Origin of the sequence: Vibrio sp. 1151_11 (genome assembly GCF_029478525.1) — a bacterium.
Taxonomy (GTDB): Bacteria; Pseudomonadota; Gammaproteobacteria; order Enterobacterales; family Vibrionaceae; genus Vibrio; species Vibrio anguillarum.
The window spans coordinates 159,306-175,768 of sequence record NZ_SHMN01000006.1 but is presented as its reverse complement, the minus strand read 5'-3'; the positions used below and the strand labels follow the sequence as shown (position 1 = coordinate 175,768).

Annotated in this window: 14 protein-coding genes and 1 pseudogene; 8 read left to right on the top strand and 7 right to left on the bottom strand. The window is 43.2% G+C overall.

The window, feature by feature from the left end; all coding sequences use genetic code 11:
* Positions 1–331 precede the first annotated feature (331 nt).
* Complete coding sequence (locus tag EXZ60_RS07120; protein ID WP_277435494.1) at positions 332–958, bottom strand: recombinase family protein; 627 nt, start codon at positions 956–958, stop codon at positions 332–334.
* Positions 959–1,218: 260 nt separating this feature from the next.
* Here EXZ60_RS07120 and EXZ60_RS07115 point away from each other — a divergent pair, with 260 nt between their 5' ends.
* The 3 genes from EXZ60_RS07115 (at position 1,219) to EXZ60_RS07105 (ending at position 4,209) form a co-directional block, all read left to right on the top strand.
* Complete coding sequence (locus EXZ60_RS07115; RefSeq protein WP_277435493.1) at positions 1,219–1,569, top strand: type II toxin-antitoxin system RelE/ParE family toxin; 351 nt, start codon at positions 1,219–1,221, stop codon at positions 1,567–1,569.
* Complete coding sequence (locus EXZ60_RS07110) at positions 1,559–1,864, top strand: helix-turn-helix domain-containing protein (RefSeq protein ID WP_277435492.1); 306 nt, start codon at positions 1,559–1,561, stop codon at positions 1,862–1,864. The genes EXZ60_RS07115 and EXZ60_RS07110 overlap by 11 nt, the downstream gene beginning before the upstream one ends.
* Before the next feature lie 479 nt (positions 1,865–2,343).
* Positions 2,344–4,209 (top strand): AAA family ATPase, encoded by a 1,866-nt coding sequence (locus EXZ60_RS07105; protein WP_277435491.1) that lies wholly within the window; start codon positions 2,344–2,346, stop codon positions 4,207–4,209.
* Between the two features lie 181 nt (positions 4,210–4,390).
* Here the strand turns inward: EXZ60_RS07105 and EXZ60_RS07100 are convergent, their stop codons facing one another.
* The 3 genes from EXZ60_RS07100 to EXZ60_RS07090 form a co-directional block, all read right to left on the bottom strand.
* Positions 4,391–5,350, bottom strand: a complete 960-nt coding sequence (locus EXZ60_RS07100; RefSeq protein ID WP_115339887.1) for an iron ABC transporter permease — start codon at positions 5,348–5,350, stop codon at positions 4,391–4,393.
* A gap of 70 nt (positions 5,351–5,420) precedes the next feature.
* Positions 5,421–6,386 (bottom strand): ABC transporter substrate-binding protein, encoded by a 966-nt coding sequence (locus tag EXZ60_RS07095; RefSeq protein WP_115339206.1) that lies wholly within the window; start codon positions 6,384–6,386, stop codon positions 5,421–5,423.
* Positions 6,383–7,177: an ABC transporter ATP-binding protein gene (locus EXZ60_RS07090; protein ID WP_115339205.1), complete on the bottom strand. Its 795-nt coding sequence runs from the start codon at positions 7,175–7,177 to the stop codon at positions 6,383–6,385. Before EXZ60_RS07090 ends, EXZ60_RS07095 begins: the two co-directional genes overlap by 4 nt.
* Before the next feature lie 459 nt (positions 7,178–7,636).
* Between EXZ60_RS07090 and dinB (EXZ60_RS07085) the strand changes: the two genes are divergently transcribed.
* The 5 genes and pseudogenes from dinB (EXZ60_RS07085) (at position 7,637) to EXZ60_RS07065 (ending at position 13,856) form a co-directional block, all read left to right on the top strand.
* Positions 7,637–8,695 carry a DNA polymerase IV gene (gene dinB / locus EXZ60_RS07085; protein ID WP_139152127.1) on the top strand — a complete coding sequence of 353 codons (1,059 nt, stop codon included), beginning with the start codon at positions 7,637–7,639 and terminating at the stop codon, positions 8,693–8,695.
* Between the two features lie 157 nt (positions 8,696–8,852).
* Positions 8,853–9,866 (top strand): annotated as a pseudogene (gene dinB, locus EXZ60_RS07080) (DNA polymerase IV); the annotation flags it as partial.
* Positions 9,867–10,008: 142 nt separating this feature from the next.
* On the top strand, positions 10,009–10,752 hold the full coding sequence (locus tag EXZ60_RS07075; protein ID WP_277435490.1) for a YggN family protein: 744 nt from the start codon (positions 10,009–10,011) through the stop codon (positions 10,750–10,752).
* A 65-nt stretch (positions 10,753–10,817) separates the two neighbouring features.
* A complete protein-coding gene (locus EXZ60_RS07070) occupies positions 10,818–12,374 on the top strand; it encodes a diguanylate cyclase (protein WP_277435489.1) in 1,557 nt (518 codons plus the stop codon).
* 126 nt (positions 12,375–12,500) lie between these two features.
* A complete protein-coding gene (locus tag EXZ60_RS07065; RefSeq protein ID WP_064625823.1) occupies positions 12,501–13,856 on the top strand; it encodes a sodium-dependent transporter in 1,356 nt (451 codons plus the stop codon).
* A gap of 106 nt (positions 13,857–13,962) precedes the next feature.
* Here the strand turns inward: EXZ60_RS07065 and EXZ60_RS07060 are convergent, their stop codons facing one another.
* The 3 genes from EXZ60_RS07060 to EXZ60_RS07050 are packed head-to-tail and all read right to left on the bottom strand — an operon-like array spanning position 13,963 to position 16,365.
* On the bottom strand, positions 13,963–15,060 hold the full coding sequence (locus tag EXZ60_RS07060; RefSeq protein WP_088718002.1) for a succinylglutamate desuccinylase/aspartoacylase family protein: 1,098 nt from the start codon (positions 15,058–15,060) through the stop codon (positions 13,963–13,965).
* Positions 15,020–15,925: a 30S ribosomal protein S6--L-glutamate ligase gene (gene rimK, locus EXZ60_RS07055; RefSeq protein ID WP_010320145.1), complete on the bottom strand. Its 906-nt coding sequence runs from the start codon at positions 15,923–15,925 to the stop codon at positions 15,020–15,022. The genes EXZ60_RS07060 and rimK overlap by 41 nt, the downstream gene beginning before the upstream one ends.
* Entirely contained in the window at positions 15,925–16,365 is a 441-nt protein-coding gene (locus tag EXZ60_RS07050; protein ID WP_094147590.1) for an ATP-dependent zinc protease, read from the bottom strand. Before EXZ60_RS07050 ends, rimK begins: the two co-directional genes overlap by 1 nt.
* Positions 16,366–16,463: the final 98 nt, after the last annotated feature.

Here is a 16,463-nt window from a genome sequence, read left to right as displayed (position 1 = left end):
TACTCTACGATTACATGGTCAAATGTATGAAAGAACTGGCAAAGCCAGAGCCTGATATTAACTCTCTTCTGCCTTGGAACGTCTCACACTGAAATTAAAACGCCCCGTGGGATTATGGGGCGCATACCTCCTTTGATTCTACTGAGCTGATTTCTTTATACTCTTGAATTTTTTGTAGTGCGTTATTTATACGTTTTTTCGATAATGGTGTCATGACTGGTGCTTATCTTAGGTGTTTATTTAGGGGTCACTCGACGATTCGGAATATATTGTACGCTAAGAGCGTAACCTTATATTTCTAAAGGAAAAAATCTCTTCATTTTATTCTTTCTTACAAAGTGGAGTCTTTATCAGAGTTACCTTGTTTTTTAACCTTTGCAATAGTTGATCGGCTACAGCCTAGAAGATGTTGAATCTGAGACCAACTTTTCCCCTCACTAAGTAAAAGTGCTACGTTTTCTCTCAGCTTGAGATCTGGTTTTCTTCCTTGGTATTTACCCAAGGCTTTTGCTTTCTGTATTCCTTGTGCCTGTCTTTTACGTCGAGTCTCATAATCATCCCTGGCCATTGCCGCAGCGAGATCAATCATAAACTCAGTGAGCACTTTTGAAATCATAGAACTTTCGGCGTTACCACTGAGGGCCGCGTGAGTCATTGGCTGGTCAAGAACAACAATATGAAGTCCCGCATCAACTAATTGATGTTTGAGCAGCTTCCATTGTTCATATGGCAATCTTGATAACCTATCAACCTTTTCGATAAGCAAAATATCATTTTGATGAGAATCATCTATTAAACGTGACAGCTCAGCTCTTTCTAGTTTAGAACCTGATTGGTTTTCAATATAGAAACTGGCAATACGTACACCTTTTTGGTTGGCAAACTGATCTAATTCAGCTTTAGCTCGATTAGCATCCTGTTCATCAGTTGATGCTCTTAGGTACCCTCGTATGAACATTTTTGTCACTTTGGTCTGTTTTAAGTATGGTATTCAATATTAGTCCACATAGGGTATAAAACCAATAATAAACGAACCAATTTTTCAGAGATGTGATATGGTTTGCTTGAGGTGCACCCAATTCAAACTGCTTTATTTTAACCGAGGCATTGCTTAACCATAGAATTTGTAGGGCTGAGTGATTATTAAAATTGACGTCATTGTATATAGACAAAAATCTATATAGAATATAATCTATACTAAGAAAGCAAAGATAAAACATGTGGAATGTAGTAACTAGACCGCTTTTTGACGAGTGGTTTCTATCACTAGATGAAAGCGATCAAATTAATGTCCGCGCATGCATTCAGGTTCTTCTTGAAAGAGGGCCGCAGCTAAGCAGACCATATGCTGACACAGTGGAAGATTCAAAGCACAGCAACATGAAAGAGTTGCGAGTGCAAAGTAATGGGAAACCTATACGGGCTTTCTTTGCTTTTGACCCTGAAAGAACAGGAATTGTCTTATGTGGCGGTGACAAAACTGGCGATAAGAGATTCTACAAAAAAATGATTCCGATAGCTGATGCAGAATTTGATGAGCATTTAGAGGGGCTTAAAAATGAAAAGTAACCCATTAAGCGTACTTGACGCAAAAATGTCACCAGAAACACTTGCTGCCGCTAAAGAAAAAGCAGCGGATATGCTCCTTGATATTCGTCTTGCCGAGCTTCGAGAGATCACCCATCTATCTCAAGTAGAAATCGCTAAAGCTATGGGCATTAGCCAGCCATCAGTTGCCAATTTAGAGAAATCTGGCAAAGATTTACGTCTTAGCTCTCTAAAGAAATACGTCGAAGCGACCGGTGGCAAGCTTCGCATTGATGTAGAACTGCCAGACGGAAAACATTTTGGCTTCCCAGTGTAATGCTGAAATGCTTGTCTGAGTTGCATATTAGCTTGCTTTCTCTGCTTGTAGGGACACAAGTGCGGTGACAAATCATACAAAAATGGCAGCGATAACATTCGGACGCTGCCATTTCTAAATTGAAAATGCCCCAAAACTTGTTAGCACACGTTTGTTAGTTCTGGACTTTACGAAAGAGTTACCCTACAAAATCTCATCTATTAGCCCTCCACTTTAGTGCTTCTCTATAACAGCCGAATCCTAGTTAGATATACAGTCATATCGTATTACGCTAGTTTTTGAGGGTTTTGAGAACAACATTCGTGCGCGTTTTTCCGGATGGTGTATTTGTAAAAAATCTGATAACTTCTTTACATACAGATAGTTAACTGTGCGCGTTTTTACTGGTCTAACGTGATAAACGCGCATGCGCACGAATAAAATGTTATGCATCTGATGTTAGATCAGAATCTTGCACATATTAACTCGAAGGAATAATCTTGAATTTTCCAATAAGTATTAATGCAAATATAAATAGCCACAATGGCAACTTTTCTAGAGAGATAGAGCTGCAAGGAGGGCTGACCGTTCTCATTGGCCCAAATGGTGGTGGTAAGACTCACCTTCTGAGAGGTTTAAAGCAACCTCTAGCTTCCATAGTACTAGGGAAAAAGGTTCGCTTTCTGTCTGCTGGGCGAATGGGCCTTCTTGAGCAATATCGCTCAGATTTCGATGGCCAGCGCGGTCACCCAAATTATGAAAATGCAAGTTTTGGGTCAAAGCGTGACACAAGCCGAAGGCATCAAACGGAAACGCTTAATGGTGACTTCCAAACTCTTTCTGAGCGCGCAGATATATTAATCAAAGTACAAGAGCGATTAAGAAAACTATTCAAACGGGATTTGATCATTGAATGGGATGCCGGGACTTTAAAGGTAGTGTTTGCAAGATTAGATTCCACATCTAAACCTTACTCGTCAGGCCGGGAAGCATCAGGATTACTTCATCTTGTCGGTATTCTGGCGGCCTTGTATGACGATGAAGTAGGCGCCTTATTAATTGATGAACCTGAAGTTTCGCTCCACCCACAGTTACAGTCATTTTTATTAAATGAAATTACTACTGCAGCGGGCCACCCTTCTGAAGGTGGATATAAAAAAATAGTGATTATGGCTACGCATTCGACAGAAATGCTCCGAATCACCAAGCCTAGTGACTTGACATCACTAATATTCTGTCATGATTTAGATAAACCTCCTGTCCAGCTCAATCCCAGCAATGAACAATTGAAAAATAGAAAGCTCCAAGCTTTGATTGCCCGGCTTGGACAAGAGCATAAGCTATCATTGTTTTGCCGAAGGCCGCTATTAGTAGAAGGGCCAAGTGATGTAATGATCGCGTCGTTCATATCCAACAAACTTGAGCTTCATCTTGAAGCTGCAGGCTCTCAATTGCTTCCGGTAATTGGCAAAGGTCAAATGCCAGTTGTAGCAAAGTTCATGAGGCTAATTGGGAAAAATCCAGTAGTTCTCGCAGACGCTGACGCATTTACAGATGACATGGACCTAGTTCAATGCTTTTTAGCTAGTTCCCCTGCTGCAGATGCAAGTGCTTCAAAACTTGGAGCGCCATCAGCTATAAAACTCGCTTCTTCAACATATAGCGATTTTTGTTCATTCGTAGGTCCTAATTGGGGAGATATATCTAAACTGGCTGAAAGGCACCCTTACTACGTTAACGCCGAAGAGTCAGTTGATGAAAAAGTAAAGAGAAGGTCTGCTTTTTGTACGCTAATGAGTTTGGATGGCTCTGATTTGAAAGGTTTAACCAATGGCGATAAATGGTCTTCCTTGAAAGACCGGTTAGAAGTTGTATTACGATTACTAGAAGAATCTGGGTGTTTTATTTTAAGGAAGGGGGCGATTGAATCATATTATCAAGCTTCTGATATTTATACGTCAGAAGGAAAGCCTACTGCTGCCGTCGATGAAATTGAGTTCTTAGATCAGATTCCAATCGCTGAAATTAGAGAAAAATTGGGTGATTTAGTTCGCTGTATTGAATACGCATCTGACGGAAAACGGATTGATGAGGCTGAATCACTAAGGGATATACTTCTGTCCATTGCAGCACCAGCTGCTGCCAGATTAAGCGCAAATGAAAAGACAACTACCCAAGATATCAATATATTAGCTAAAACTATTCTTGGGGAGCGCGCCAATATATTTAAATGTTCTGTTGGTGGTGGAAAATTGACGATAGACATAGAAAGTAAGATTCTGAATGTTAAAGGTTTTCCAGTAACAATAGATAAAAATGATGATGTAGTTAAAATCATTAAACGTGTCTTGCAAAGTAATGCATAACAAGTTGCTGCACACGGAAAAATTACTCGCTTCGCTCCCAATTTTCCGGTGAGCAAAGCGTTAAATCCTTAAAAAAATTTTAATCCGAAACAGAAGAGTTAGAGCAACGGCTCTATCACGCTTTTGTCCAAAAAATGACCCTAAACCGCTTCAATCTGTGGCATGTGAACAGCAGCATATCTTAGTGGTCAAGCGGCTTTCGCCATACCAGATAGAGAACAAACACGCCGCCCAATGCAGCAGTGACAATGCCCACAGGCAGTTCTTGTGGCGCTAACACGGTGCGACTGACAACGTCACCCAGCAACAAAATTACCGCGCCCCACAATGCAATTAAGGGCAGTGCCAGCTTGTGCGTCATGCCTGAAAAGGGGCGGACGAGATGAGGCACCATCAACCCGATAAACCCAATTACGCCCGTGAGTGAAACGATCGATGCGGTGCAAAAGGCGCAGCAGAGAAACACTTCGCTTTGTAGGCGATGCACATTGATGCCGAGAGAATGGGTGGTTTGTTCGCTCACTAGTAAAGTGTCGAGTTCGCGATACCGTTTCAGTAGCAATATCACCAAACACAGTACCCCAACAGCGGCAAAAAAGAGGTTATCCCAACGGGCCAATCCCAAACCTCCCATTGTCCAAAACAAGATGGAGCTCGCCGCGCGCTGGTCGCCTGAATAAATCAGAAAACTGGTGACCGCACCAAACAAAAACGAGATCGCCAAGCCGCACAAAACAATGTTGTTGTCGCCCCGTTTTTTCTGCATCGAAAACAGAAAAAGCACCGCAGATGCAGAGATGATCCCGCCACAGAACGCTGCAATCGGTAATGACCACACGCCAAGGGCATCCCCCACTTGCGTGATCACCAATACTGCGCCCGCAGATGCACCCGATGACAAACCAAATAAGAAAGGATCGGCGAGGTCGTTTCGTGTCGCGGTTTGGAGCACCGCGCCTACCATGGCCAAGCCCGCTCCTGCAATCACAGCAAGTAACGCCCTTGGCAACCTCAAATCAATGAATATGCGGCTTGCCATGCTGATTTCTTCATCATTGAAAGAGAGTAACCCGACAAGCACATCATTCCACGTCAGTGGCACGGCGCCAAATTGTAAACTCATGGAGAACGCGAACAGCATGGCGGCGATGCCAACCAGCCATGCCATCCGGTATTTTTGGATTTTCATTCGGCGTTACGCTGCCTTCACCTTACTGTGGGAAGAATGTATCAGATAGCTTTTCAATGGCTTCGATGTTGGCTGGCCCTGGCGTCAGCTCTTCGTAACGCAGCTTTACATAGCGCTCAGAAGTCACGGCATTCGTGTGTTTCATGAGTGGATGTTCTTCCAGGAAGCGTTTCAAAGAATCCGCGCTGTTCACCGTTTGATAGTCGAGAAGAATAATCACATCGGGGTTGGCACGCGCCACGTTCTCCCACGATGTACGCGCCCAGCTTGTCGGCATGTCATCCGTAATGTTGCGCCCCCCGGCGACCTCAATCATGGCGTTAGGCATGGCGTATTTCCCCGCCGTGAAGGGTTTGTCTTCGCCCGAGTCAAACAAGAAGACGTTCGGAGGAGGCGTACCAGCACTGGCCTGTTTGTTCGCCAAGGTACTCAGTTTGGCTTTCCACTGGGTGACGAGTGCTTGCGCTTCATCTTGCTTATCAAAAATGATCCCCAGCTTTATGACGTCGCCATAAAGCAACTCCATGTTGGCAGAGCCACTTTGATCACCTGTATGAATGCAGCTTTCTGTCAGGACCAGGGTGTCGACACCGTAGGGTGCAAGCGTCTGGGGCGTGACATCACCGCCGACCTTCATGCCGTAATTCCATCCCGCGAAAAAGAAATCTGTATTGGCTGCGAGCAATGTTTCCAACGACGGGTATTTGGGGGCGAGCTCAGGAATGTTTCCTAAGCGTTTTTCAAAAGAGGGTGACATTTTGTACCAGCCGGAGATGCCCGTTACGCCGACCATGTTTTCCTGAAGCCCTAAGGCAAACGCCATCTCGGTCATGTTGATATCGTGAAAAACAGCACGCTCTGGTTTCTTCTCAATGGTCAGTGGACTGCCGCAGTTATCGACGGTAACCGGGTAGTTGGTATTTGCTGCATTGACTGCAGCGATAGGTGATAGAAAAAAGAACAGCGTCGAGATGACAGACAATTTCATTGGAGGGTTCCTACTGCGGGTGAATGAAAACGAGATTGCGCCGCTTCAAAGTGATGAATCGTGCAATTAATGTGTGGGTGATTGATTGGGATAACGTTCAAGCCAAAAACGGGCGTGATAAATGTGTTTTGCATAACGATGTCGGGCGATTCGTAAGCCACCATTTTTTGCTTTGACATGAGCAACACTTTGTCGGCAAAGGGCGTCACCAGAGGTAAATCATGTAAGACGGCAATAGAGGCAATGCCTCGCTGTTTCACCAAGGTCAGTAGCTCAAGGCGGGCAAGGTGATCAAGGTGGTTTGTGGGCTCATCCAACAGCAAGAGTTTGGGTTCTTGCGCGAATGCCCGCCCAATACTTGCCCGTTGCTGCTCTCCCCCAGACAGGGAGCCAAAAGGTTGGTCGGCTTTATGCGAAAGGCTGACATCTTCAAGCGCTTGCCGAACAGACCTCTCATGCTCACTCTTACCGCAACAAAAGGTATGAGGCACGCGTCCTAGCCAAACGTACTCACTGACGCTCAAGCGAGGATCAACATGCTCATGCTGCGCGACAACGGCCACGGTCTTTGCCATTTGTTGCCTCGGCAGTGCATTCACGCTAACACCCGCGATCATCAATGTACCCATCACGGTTTGGTACTCGCCTGTCATGGCTTTCAGCAAGCTGGATTTACCGCTGCCATTAGGGCCAATAATGGCCACGCACTCGCCGTTGAAAACGTCGAACGTCACATCATTTACCGCTCGCCAGCCAGAAGCCCCATCGGCACATAGCCCTCGGGCAGACATTATGGGTTGATCCATTTCATCCCTTTGCATCATTGCATTAGCGCCTAAATGTTATGTTATAACATAACATTTAGGCGCTAGCGGTTGTCAATAACGGAGATCGTCTGCGCAGGTTGGTCAGAGGTCTTTCTTAAGGCGAGGAGAGAGAAAAAGAAGGTGAGTTAGGCGTCCAGATTAAGTGGTTTCTGTCCAAAAGTTTGATCTCTAATCAAAGAAATTGGATCATCGACTGCTTTCTCATCGAACACGCATTTTATTACCATTGTTGTCTTTATACCTAAAATTTGTGTATTAGCATTAATAAAAAGAGAGCTTTTCTTGCTTGTAATCCTACTTCTATTATAAATGCCTCATGATATAATGCTGTGTATATGTACAGTTTTTATGGGTGCTTTTAGACGATTTATGTACCTAATATCATTGAAAGCATCGAAAAAGCACTCAATAAAATAGATGATTATGAGAAAAATAATCCATATAGATCTCGATAGTTACTATGCATCGATAGAGGCAAGAGATAACCCCAATCTACGTGGGATACCATTAGCAGTTGGTGGTAAAAATGGTCGAGGTGTTATATCGACGTGTAGCTATGAAGCGAGATCTTTTGGTGTGCGCTCTGCTATGTCAACAGCTAAAGCTTTGCAGCTTTGCCCCCACCTTACAGTTGTATCTGGCAACATGGAAAAGTATCGGACCGTTTCCAAACAAATCAATGAAATTTTTAGACGCTATACATCAATTATCGAGCCTCTTTCATTAGATGAGGCATATTTAGATGTGACCGATTCACAGATGTTTAAGGGGTCAGCGACATTAATTGCTCAAGATATACGCCGTTCTATTGAGACCGAACTTAACTTAACGGCTTCTGCTGGTGTTTCCCCACTTAAATTTGTATCTAAAGTGGCTTCTGATGTTAACAAGCCTAATGGGATCTGTGTTGTTCCGCCTGAAGAAATCCAAACCTTTATAGACCAACTAGAACTGGGGAAAATAAATGGAGTTGGAAAAGTAACACTAGAGAAATTAAATAAACTCGGCTTATACAAAGGAGATGATGTTAAAGGTTTCGATAAGAACACTTTAATCGCTCAATTTGGCAAGTTCGGAAATACACTTTGGCAAAGGTGTCAGGGTATTGATGACAGATCCGTCATTGTTGAAAGAGTAAGAAAGTCGGTTGGAGTCGAAAGAACTTTCTTGGATGATATTTATAAATTAGATGAATGTATCAGTGCAATAGAGCTCTTATTTGCTGAATTGGAGCGAAGGCTAGAAACGATTATTGATGATAAGCTCATTACTAAGTTAGGAGTTAAATTAAAATTCAGTGATTTCCAGCAGACAACAGTAGAGCAAAAATATGACAAAATGGATAAACAGTTTTTTATAAGCTTATGTAAGGAAGCTTTAACTAGAAGTCTGGGGCGTGGGATAAGACTAGTAGGGTTGACTGTTGGGGTTGAGCCGAAGAATTCAACAAATCAATTACAGTTACCTTTAGGGTTTTTGTAAGTTAATTGACGATGAAATAGGCTTTTTAAAAAAAATACGAAGAAATTTTTGTATGCGGATTTTGTAAGTTAATTTTTACTATTAACTTATTGTAATTATTGCATTTTCATTTAATAACTTACCGATACTTACATTTTAAACCCGCTAGTTTTTTTCCGCTGCGGTAGAAATGCGTGATAACCCCGAATATAGGCATCGCCCTCTAGCCGTTGGTGGTCATGAAAAGCAGCGTGGTGTGTTAAGTACTTGCAATTATGAAGCGAGGAAATTTGGCGTTCGTTCCGCAATGCCGACTGCTCAAGCCTTAAAATTATGCCCCAATCTGCTGGTCGTTCCGGGGCGAATGTCGGTATACAAAGCTATTTCCATTCAAATCCGACAGATATTCGAACGTTATACTTCCATTATTGAGCCGTTATCATTAGATGAAGCATTTCTTGATGTGAGTGATTCACCGTTATGTCAAGGAAGCGCAACATTGATAGCTCAAGCTATTCGCCATGATATTCACAACGAACTCCAACTGACCGCCTCTGCAGGTGTAGCACCTGTAAAATTTTTGGCTAAAGTGGCCTCTGATATGAATAAGCCTAACGGCCAATTTGTAATACCACCCGATAAAGTACAGCAGGTGGTCGATTCATTGCCGCTAGAGAAAATACCCGGTGTCGGTAAGGTTAGTCTGGAAAAGTTGCACCAAGCGGGTTTTTATAAGTGTGAAGATATCAAGCTAACGGACTATCGAGAGCTACTTCGTAACTTTGGCAGATTAGGCGCTTCACTATGGAAGAAAAGTCATGGAATTGATAATCGCGAAGTCGTGACAGAGAGGGAGCGCAAATCATTAGGTGTCGAAAGAACATTTAGTCAAAATATTTCAAGTTATGAAGAGTGTTGGCAGGTGATTGAACATCATCTCTACCCAGAGATAAAAGCGAGGTTAGAGAGAGCGAGTGTTGATGGGTCGATTGTCAAACAAGGGATCAAAGTCAAGTTTGCCGATTTTCAACTTACGACGATTGAGCATCTTCATCCACAGTTAGAGCTCAATGATTTTCGAACCCTTTTGGAGAATATTTTGTTGCGGCAAAATGGGCGAGAAATTCGCTTACTTGGTTTACAGGTGATGTTAAAGCCAGAAATGCTCAATAAGCAGCTCAGTTTTTTTTAAATTAGTGAAACAAACTAACATTTATGTCATTAAATTGACGGTTTTTAGGTTGAAATCATTTATATTGCTAGCGAGAAATACTAACTCATCAAATATCCACACCTGATATGGTTAGTCATAAAACGATCGATGAGAGAAAACAATGAAAAAAGTAGTGTTAGTCACTTTAATGTTGCTGAGCTCCCCTTTGTGGGCAGCGCAGTGCCGAGTTGATGTGAACCATGAAGTTCACCTTGATGGTGATAAGGTTGAAATTCTTAAAACGAGCACCGACACTGTTTTGATGGATAAACAGAACAATCTCTATATCCGTGGTGAAAAGATGGAGCTCGACAGTGAGCAGAAAACGGCCCTTGAGCAGTATAGAGAAAGCATGAATGCTTCATTGCCTAAAGTAAAACAGATGGCGAGTGATGGCTTAGCGTTGGCGAATGATATTTTGGATGATGTTGCGAAAAGTATTGAATCTCCCAACGCCTTCGATAGCGCCAAGCAATCCATGGCTGCTTTTTTTACTAATATTGAATCTCGTTATTATAAAGATGGCGAGCTGGTTCTCCCTGCGCAGACTTTTGAATCAATGACGCAAACTTGGGCCGATGATTTTGAAAAAGCGAAAGCTTTATTTAACAAAGAGTTTATATCCGGTGCCTTCGATGCTCTTTCACTGAAAATGAGAGAAGAGGGTGGATTAAATATCACAAAATTGACCGATACCATGGCGGACTTAAAAGTTAAGTTAGCCGAGCGAATTCAAGAAAACGCCGCCACAATTCAAAAAGAGAGTCGTGATTTTTGTGAGTCTCTTAATGATATGGTTGAGCAGGAACAACAACTGCACCAAAAAATACCAGTATTAAAAGATTATCAAGTCTTTACCATCTAAACTTAAAGAGCACATTCGGTGCTCTTTATTTGTGTCTATGATGTTAGGTTAATTTACTGGTATGGATGTTGTTTAATAATTTTAGTTTGAGGCGGTTAACAGCATTAGTTTCAATAGCCTTCGTTGTGCTGTTTATTTTGTGTTATCTGCTATTTAAGTTTATGTGGTCTTATGATCGCGCCGTTGAAGATGCTCTTTCCTTGCAACGAGGTGAGGTTAACCGAGTTCGAACTGTTCTTAATATGCAAAAAGCGGACATGGGGGCATCATTGGCTGATTATGCCGCATGGAATGAAATGGCCGATTTTATTGCTAAGCCTAATGATGATTTTATTCGCGACAGTATTGGTACTCACACCTTTGAATCCAAGTCATTAGACGGTATTTTTATTTTTAATCCAGATGTGCAATTAGTTTGGGGCCAGCGCTACGACTATGAGACTGGCCATGAAGCCAGTTATGATGCGATTCGATATAATTTTGGTGATATTTTAGTGGACACGATGAAAGCACCAAAAGATTTCATCAAACCGAATCTCAGTTTTATCGTGATAGACGACAAACCTTTTATCGTTGCAACCTCTCGGGTTTGTAATAGTGACGCAAAGGAGTGCGACAAAGGTTATTTACTTTTTTTAAAAAGGATCAGTGAGCAGTTTATCAATGAGCTTGTGATTGCAACTGGGGTAAATGTGGAAGTGATGCTGATCAAAAGTCTTAATGATCAAACCGTTGCCGCGCCACATGAAGATAATATCTCTTACCTTGAAATGCTTGATTATCGCAATCGTCTTACTGTGTTGATTAAAGTAAGTCATACCGTTAAAGTCCCACCGTTTATTCAATGGCAGGAGCTGTCTGGGCTTGCTTCATTCTCTATCCTAATGTTTTTCTTGAACTTAGTTGTAGCGAATAAAGTAGTCAAGCCAATCAATGATGCCAATCAAGTACTGGATCAATTTAAAGCATCGGGTGGAAAGATGCCTAGTGAGCGATCCTTCATATCGAAGGAAATGAAAGAGTTTTCGCGTACGATGAACCAAATAGTATGGGAGCTGGAAACCAGTCGGCGTGAACTAAAATGGCAATCAGAGCACGATCCACTCACACGTATTGCGAACCGCCGTCGTTTAGAAAAGGTCTTTAAAAGCTATATTGTTGATTATCAATTTAGATATATCGTATTGTTTTTAATCGATATTGACTATTTTAAATTGTTCAATGATCACTACGGCCACTTAGAGGGTGATGAAGCATTGAAATCTGTTGCGACTAGCTTAAAAAAATTGGATTTTGGCGGTGAAAAACTGGTTGCTCGCTTTGGTGGAGAAGAGTTTTGTGTAGTTTTGGCGAGCGACATCGAAATTGATGGTCAAGCTTATGCTAAACGACTGATCGAATCGGTTGAATCACTGCGCATTACCCACCAATTTTCCCCGGCTAAGAAGACGCTTTCAATTAGTGTTGGAGGGGTTGAAATTGATACCCCACAGTTGAATCACTATCTAGATTTCTTTCATGTGGCTGATAGAGCACTTTATGCAGTCAAAGCACAAGGAAGAGGTCGTTATCTCGTGCAAAAATTCACCTCTAATCTCCAGTTAACATTGCCTGTTCAATAATCTTTACGCAGTAAATTCTGTTTATTTTTGCAATGCTTGTTTAATAAATAAGCAGTGGAATTGCTCTATTTGATTGCCTGTATTACCGTACTAGCTAACTAGTCTATTGATATTTGTGTGAGTGGTATGACACAGTCTGATTCTCGTGAACATTTTGGTTCACGTCTTGGTTTTATTCTTGCGGCGGCGGGTGCGGCAGTTGGCCTAGGTAATATTTGGGGCTTTCCAACCCAAGCGGCAAGCAACGGCGGCGGCGCATTCTTATTGGTTTATTTGGTGATGATCATGGTCGTTGCCTTCCCTATGTTAGTGGTTGAAATGGCGATAGGCCGTTTTGGGCAAGCAAACCCTGTTGATAGCATGCGCTCATTAACGCCTCATCCACTAGGTAAAATGGTCGGTGGCTTTGTCGGTTGGATTGGTTTGAGTGTTCCGAGTGCGGTACTGGCGTTTTACAGCATCGTCGGGGGCTGGCTAATCTGCTTTTTACTCGGTGCGATGACAGAGTTATTGGGTTTTGTGGAAATCACAGCTTGGTTGAAAGGGTTTAGTGTTGAGCGTAACTTATTCGGAACCTTAGTGTTTTATATTTTGACGATTCTAATCGTGCAAGGTGGTGTTAAAGACGGGATTGAAAAATGGTCAACGCGTTTAATGCCTGCATTGTTTGTACTGTTTGGTGTGCTGTTTGTTTACATCATGATGCAAACAGGAGCTATGGAAGGTTTACAACACTATTTGGTCCCTGATTTTTCAAAGGTGTTTGACAGACATCTCTTACTGGCGGCAATGGGGCAAGGTTTCTTCTCATTAACCATTGGTGGCTGCTCGATGCTGATTTACGGATCTTATCTGAGTAAGCAAGAAAACCTGCCGAAGATGGCACTAAATGTGACTTTAGTTGATACCGCCGTGGCTTTTATTGCTGGCCTTGTTGTGTTGCCTGCGATGTTTGTTGCGATGCATAAAGGTGTGGAAATCTATGCCGCTGACGGTTCTTTACTCAATTCAGACACGCTCGTTTTTACCGTGTTGCCATTGATGTTTGATAGCCTTGGTTGGATGGGTCAGGTGTTTGCGATCGTATTTTTCACTTTACTGACGATCGCCGCGTTAACCTCTTCTATCTCTATGCTGGAATGCCCAGTAGCCTTAGTCAGCGAGCGTTTTAACACGAAACGTGCACCAACAAGCTGGGTATTAGGCGCGTTAATTGCGCTAGTCAGTGTTGTTATTGTTTATAACTTTGGTGCGCTATTTGGCTTAGTGGCAACGGTTGCGACGCAATATTTGCAGCCGACAGCAGCGCTGATGTTCTGCCTATTTGGCGGTTGGGTATGGCGTCGTCACTCGAAGGTCAAAGAGTTAGAGCAAGGTTTCCCTGAGTTCCAATTAGGTTGGTTTGGTAAAATCTGGCCTTGGTATGTGAAATTTGTCTGCCCTGTATTAGTGGCTACGGTGATTTGGGCTTCGTTCGGTTAATGAGTTACTTTCTTCATCCCACTCACGCTTAAACAGCATAAAGCCCTTTGAATAAGGGCTTTATTATTGAACTTATGTGTCTCTATTGTTTAGAGTTATCGACTATTTAGACCATCGACGGTGGCATCAAGTGTCCCGTGGTCAGAGGTTCTAAATCGCTGTCTGCGACCTCTTCAATAAAATCGCCCACGACTTGCTCAACCATCTCATCGCTTTGCGAGAAGTAGGCGAGATGGAATACGGCATCTCCTTCATTAACAAGAGGCAGAGTTTGTTGCCCAATCACAATACCACCCTTATTGGCTCTTAATTCGACTTCGACATGACCAAGCGGTGAGTTGATATAGGCAAGCACTTGTCCTTTTTCGACCTTGTCACCAAGAGTCACCACTGTGCGCAAGATGCCATCGCTTTCGGCTCTGAGCCAACTGGTTGATTTTGCGATGATCGATGTCGGTACGGCCTTGCGACTTTTGCGCATCATACCAATGGCTTGCATGGTGCGTTTCACACCGACAATACCCGCATTGATGGCAATAGGTTCAAATTTTAGCGCTTCACCTGCTTCATAAGTTAATACTGTGATGCCTGATTTCTCTGCTTCACTTCTGAGCGAGCCATTACGCAGTGGAGAGTCGATGATCACTGGGGTTGCAAATGCTTGGGCAATACGCAAGGTTTCAGGATTAGTGAGATCGGCGCGGATTTGTGGCAAATTCGTGCGATGAATAGCACCAGTATGCAGGTCGATGATGTAATCACAACGTAAAGCGACTTGGGAAAAGAAAGTATGTGCAATGCGAGAGGCGAGGGAGCCAGTTTCACTTCCAGGGAAGCAGCGATTGAGATCGCGTCGATCAGGAAGGTAGCGAGATTTATGAATAAAGCCAAAGGCATTGACGATGGGGACAACAATCAGTGTCCCTTTTAGTTTTTGCGGGTCGATGGAGTTGATCAGTTGGCGGACTATTTCAACGCCGTTCAGTTCATCACCATGGATGGCGGCATTAACCATTAAGGTTGGGCCAGTGGATATTCCATTAATGATTTCGATAGGGATAGAGAGTGGCGAGTGTGTATAAAGCTTAGCCGCTTCTAGCTCCATTGCCTTGCGCGTTCCTGGGGGAACTGAATCCCCCAGGAAATGAAATGCTGTGTTTTTCCTAACCTTTGCCACGTGTTTTTGTCCCTTTCGTTGCCGCATTTTTTTCAATAAATTCGACAATCAACCCGGCGATATCTTTACCAGTAGCGGCTTCAATACCTTCAAGACCTGGCGATGAATTGACTTCCATCACTAATGGGCCACGTTCCGATCGCAAAAGATCCACACCCGCAACATTGAGACCCATAATCTTCGCCGCATCGATAGCCGTCTTACGTTCTAGAGGGGTGATTTTTACCAAAGAGGCCGTTCCGCCGCGGTGTAGGTTAGAGCGAAACTCACCATCGGCACCTTGCCGTTTCATGGCTGCGATAACTTTGTCGCCAATAACGAAACAGCGAATATCGGCGCCACCAGCCTCTTTGATGTACTCTTGCACCATGATATTGGCTTTCAAGCCCATGAACGCTTCGATCACACTTTCTGCTGCTTTGCGTGTTTCCGCTAACACTACACCGATGCCTTGAGTTCCTTCAAGTAATTTAATTACTACCGGTGCTCCTCCGACCATGTCGAGTAAGTCTTTGACATCATCGGGTTTGCTGGCGAAACCTGTAATTGGCATACCAATGCCGCGACGAGACAATAGCTGCATTGAGCGAAGCTTATCTCTGGAACGGCTAATAGCCACAGATTCATTGACGGGATAAACTCCCATCATTTCAAATTGGCGTAATACCGCAGTACCGTAAAACGTAACGGATGCACCAATACGAGGAATGACTGCATCAAAACCCGCTAACTCTTCACCTTTAAAGTGAATTTCGGGTTTTTCAGAATTGATATTCATATAGCAACGCAGCCCATCAATCACTTTGACTTGGTGGCCACGGCTTTTACACGCTTCAATCAGACGCTTGGTTGAATACAACGAAGCATTACGTGACAGAATACCAATTTTCATTATTTGCTCTCCTCGAAAGCGATTAAAAACGATTTAGTTGGATTAACTAAAATTCGACGGTGCATTGCGGTGCGACCTAATAGCATACGAAAACCCATATTTTCGCGATTGGTTAACGTTATTTCAATGGGCCAAGTTTGGCCGCCCAAACTGACGTCTGATTGAATAACGTAACGTGACTCTTCATGGCCACCGGAATCACGGACGATTCGTTCATCAATGACTTTAGCTTCGCACACTGTGACCTTGTCATTATTGCGCTGCACAGGGTGGATCCAAAAGCGAACCCAAAGAGTCTCTTCCTTGATGAAGCTCTCTACCTTAAATGCGTGTAAGCACGACGTGCGGGCTCCGGTATCGACTTTGGCATTAATTTGATCAATACCTAACCCTGGAAGGCTGAGAGTTTCTCGCCATCCGACAATCATTTTTTCTTTCATCGCAGTTTCAATATTTTTGGAGAATGTAAGACGCCGCTAAGGATTAGCCGCATCCCCGATACAACTTTTAAATGGTGTTATCGCTTGAAGAGAGTGTG

Excerpts from the sequence above, each read along its gene's own strand:
- EXZ60_RS07070 (WP_277435489.1), top strand. The coding sequence starts at position 10,818 with ATGTTGTTTAATAATTTTAGTTTGAGGCGGTTAACAGCATTAGTTTCA.
- EXZ60_RS07100 (WP_115339887.1), bottom strand. The coding sequence starts at position 5,350 with ATGCTGTTCGCGTTCTCCATGAGTTTACAATTTGGCGCCGTGCCACTG.
- EXZ60_RS07110 (WP_277435492.1), top strand. The coding sequence starts at position 1,559 with ATGAAAAGTAACCCATTAAGCGTACTTGACGCAAAAATGTCACCAGAA.
- EXZ60_RS07050 (WP_094147590.1), bottom strand. The coding sequence starts at position 16,365 with ATGAAAGAAAAAATGATTGTCGGATGGCGAGAAACTCTCAGCCTTCCA.
- EXZ60_RS07115 (WP_277435493.1), top strand. The coding sequence starts at position 1,219 with ATGTGGAATGTAGTAACTAGACCGCTTTTTGACGAGTGGTTTCTATCA.
- dinB (WP_139152127.1), top strand. The coding sequence starts at position 7,637 with ATGAGAAAAATAATCCATATAGATCTCGATAGTTACTATGCATCGATA.
- EXZ60_RS07065 (WP_064625823.1), top strand. The coding sequence starts at position 12,501 with ATGACACAGTCTGATTCTCGTGAACATTTTGGTTCACGTCTTGGTTTT.
- rimK (WP_010320145.1), bottom strand. The coding sequence starts at position 15,925 with ATGAAAATTGGTATTCTGTCACGTAATGCTTCGTTGTATTCAACCAAG.
- EXZ60_RS07120 (WP_277435494.1), bottom strand. The coding sequence starts at position 958 with ATGTTCATACGAGGGTACCTAAGAGCATCAACTGATGAACAGGATGCT.
- EXZ60_RS07060 (WP_088718002.1), bottom strand. The coding sequence starts at position 15,060 with ATGCGGCAACGAAAGGGACAAAAACACGTGGCAAAGGTTAGGAAAAAC.
- EXZ60_RS07090 (WP_115339205.1), bottom strand. The coding sequence starts at position 7,177 with ATGTCTGCCCGAGGGCTATGTGCCGATGGGGCTTCTGGCTGGCGAGCG.
- EXZ60_RS07095 (WP_115339206.1), bottom strand. The coding sequence starts at position 6,386 with ATGAAATTGTCTGTCATCTCGACGCTGTTCTTTTTTCTATCACCTATC.
- EXZ60_RS07075 (WP_277435490.1), top strand. The coding sequence starts at position 10,009 with ATGAAAAAAGTAGTGTTAGTCACTTTAATGTTGCTGAGCTCCCCTTTG.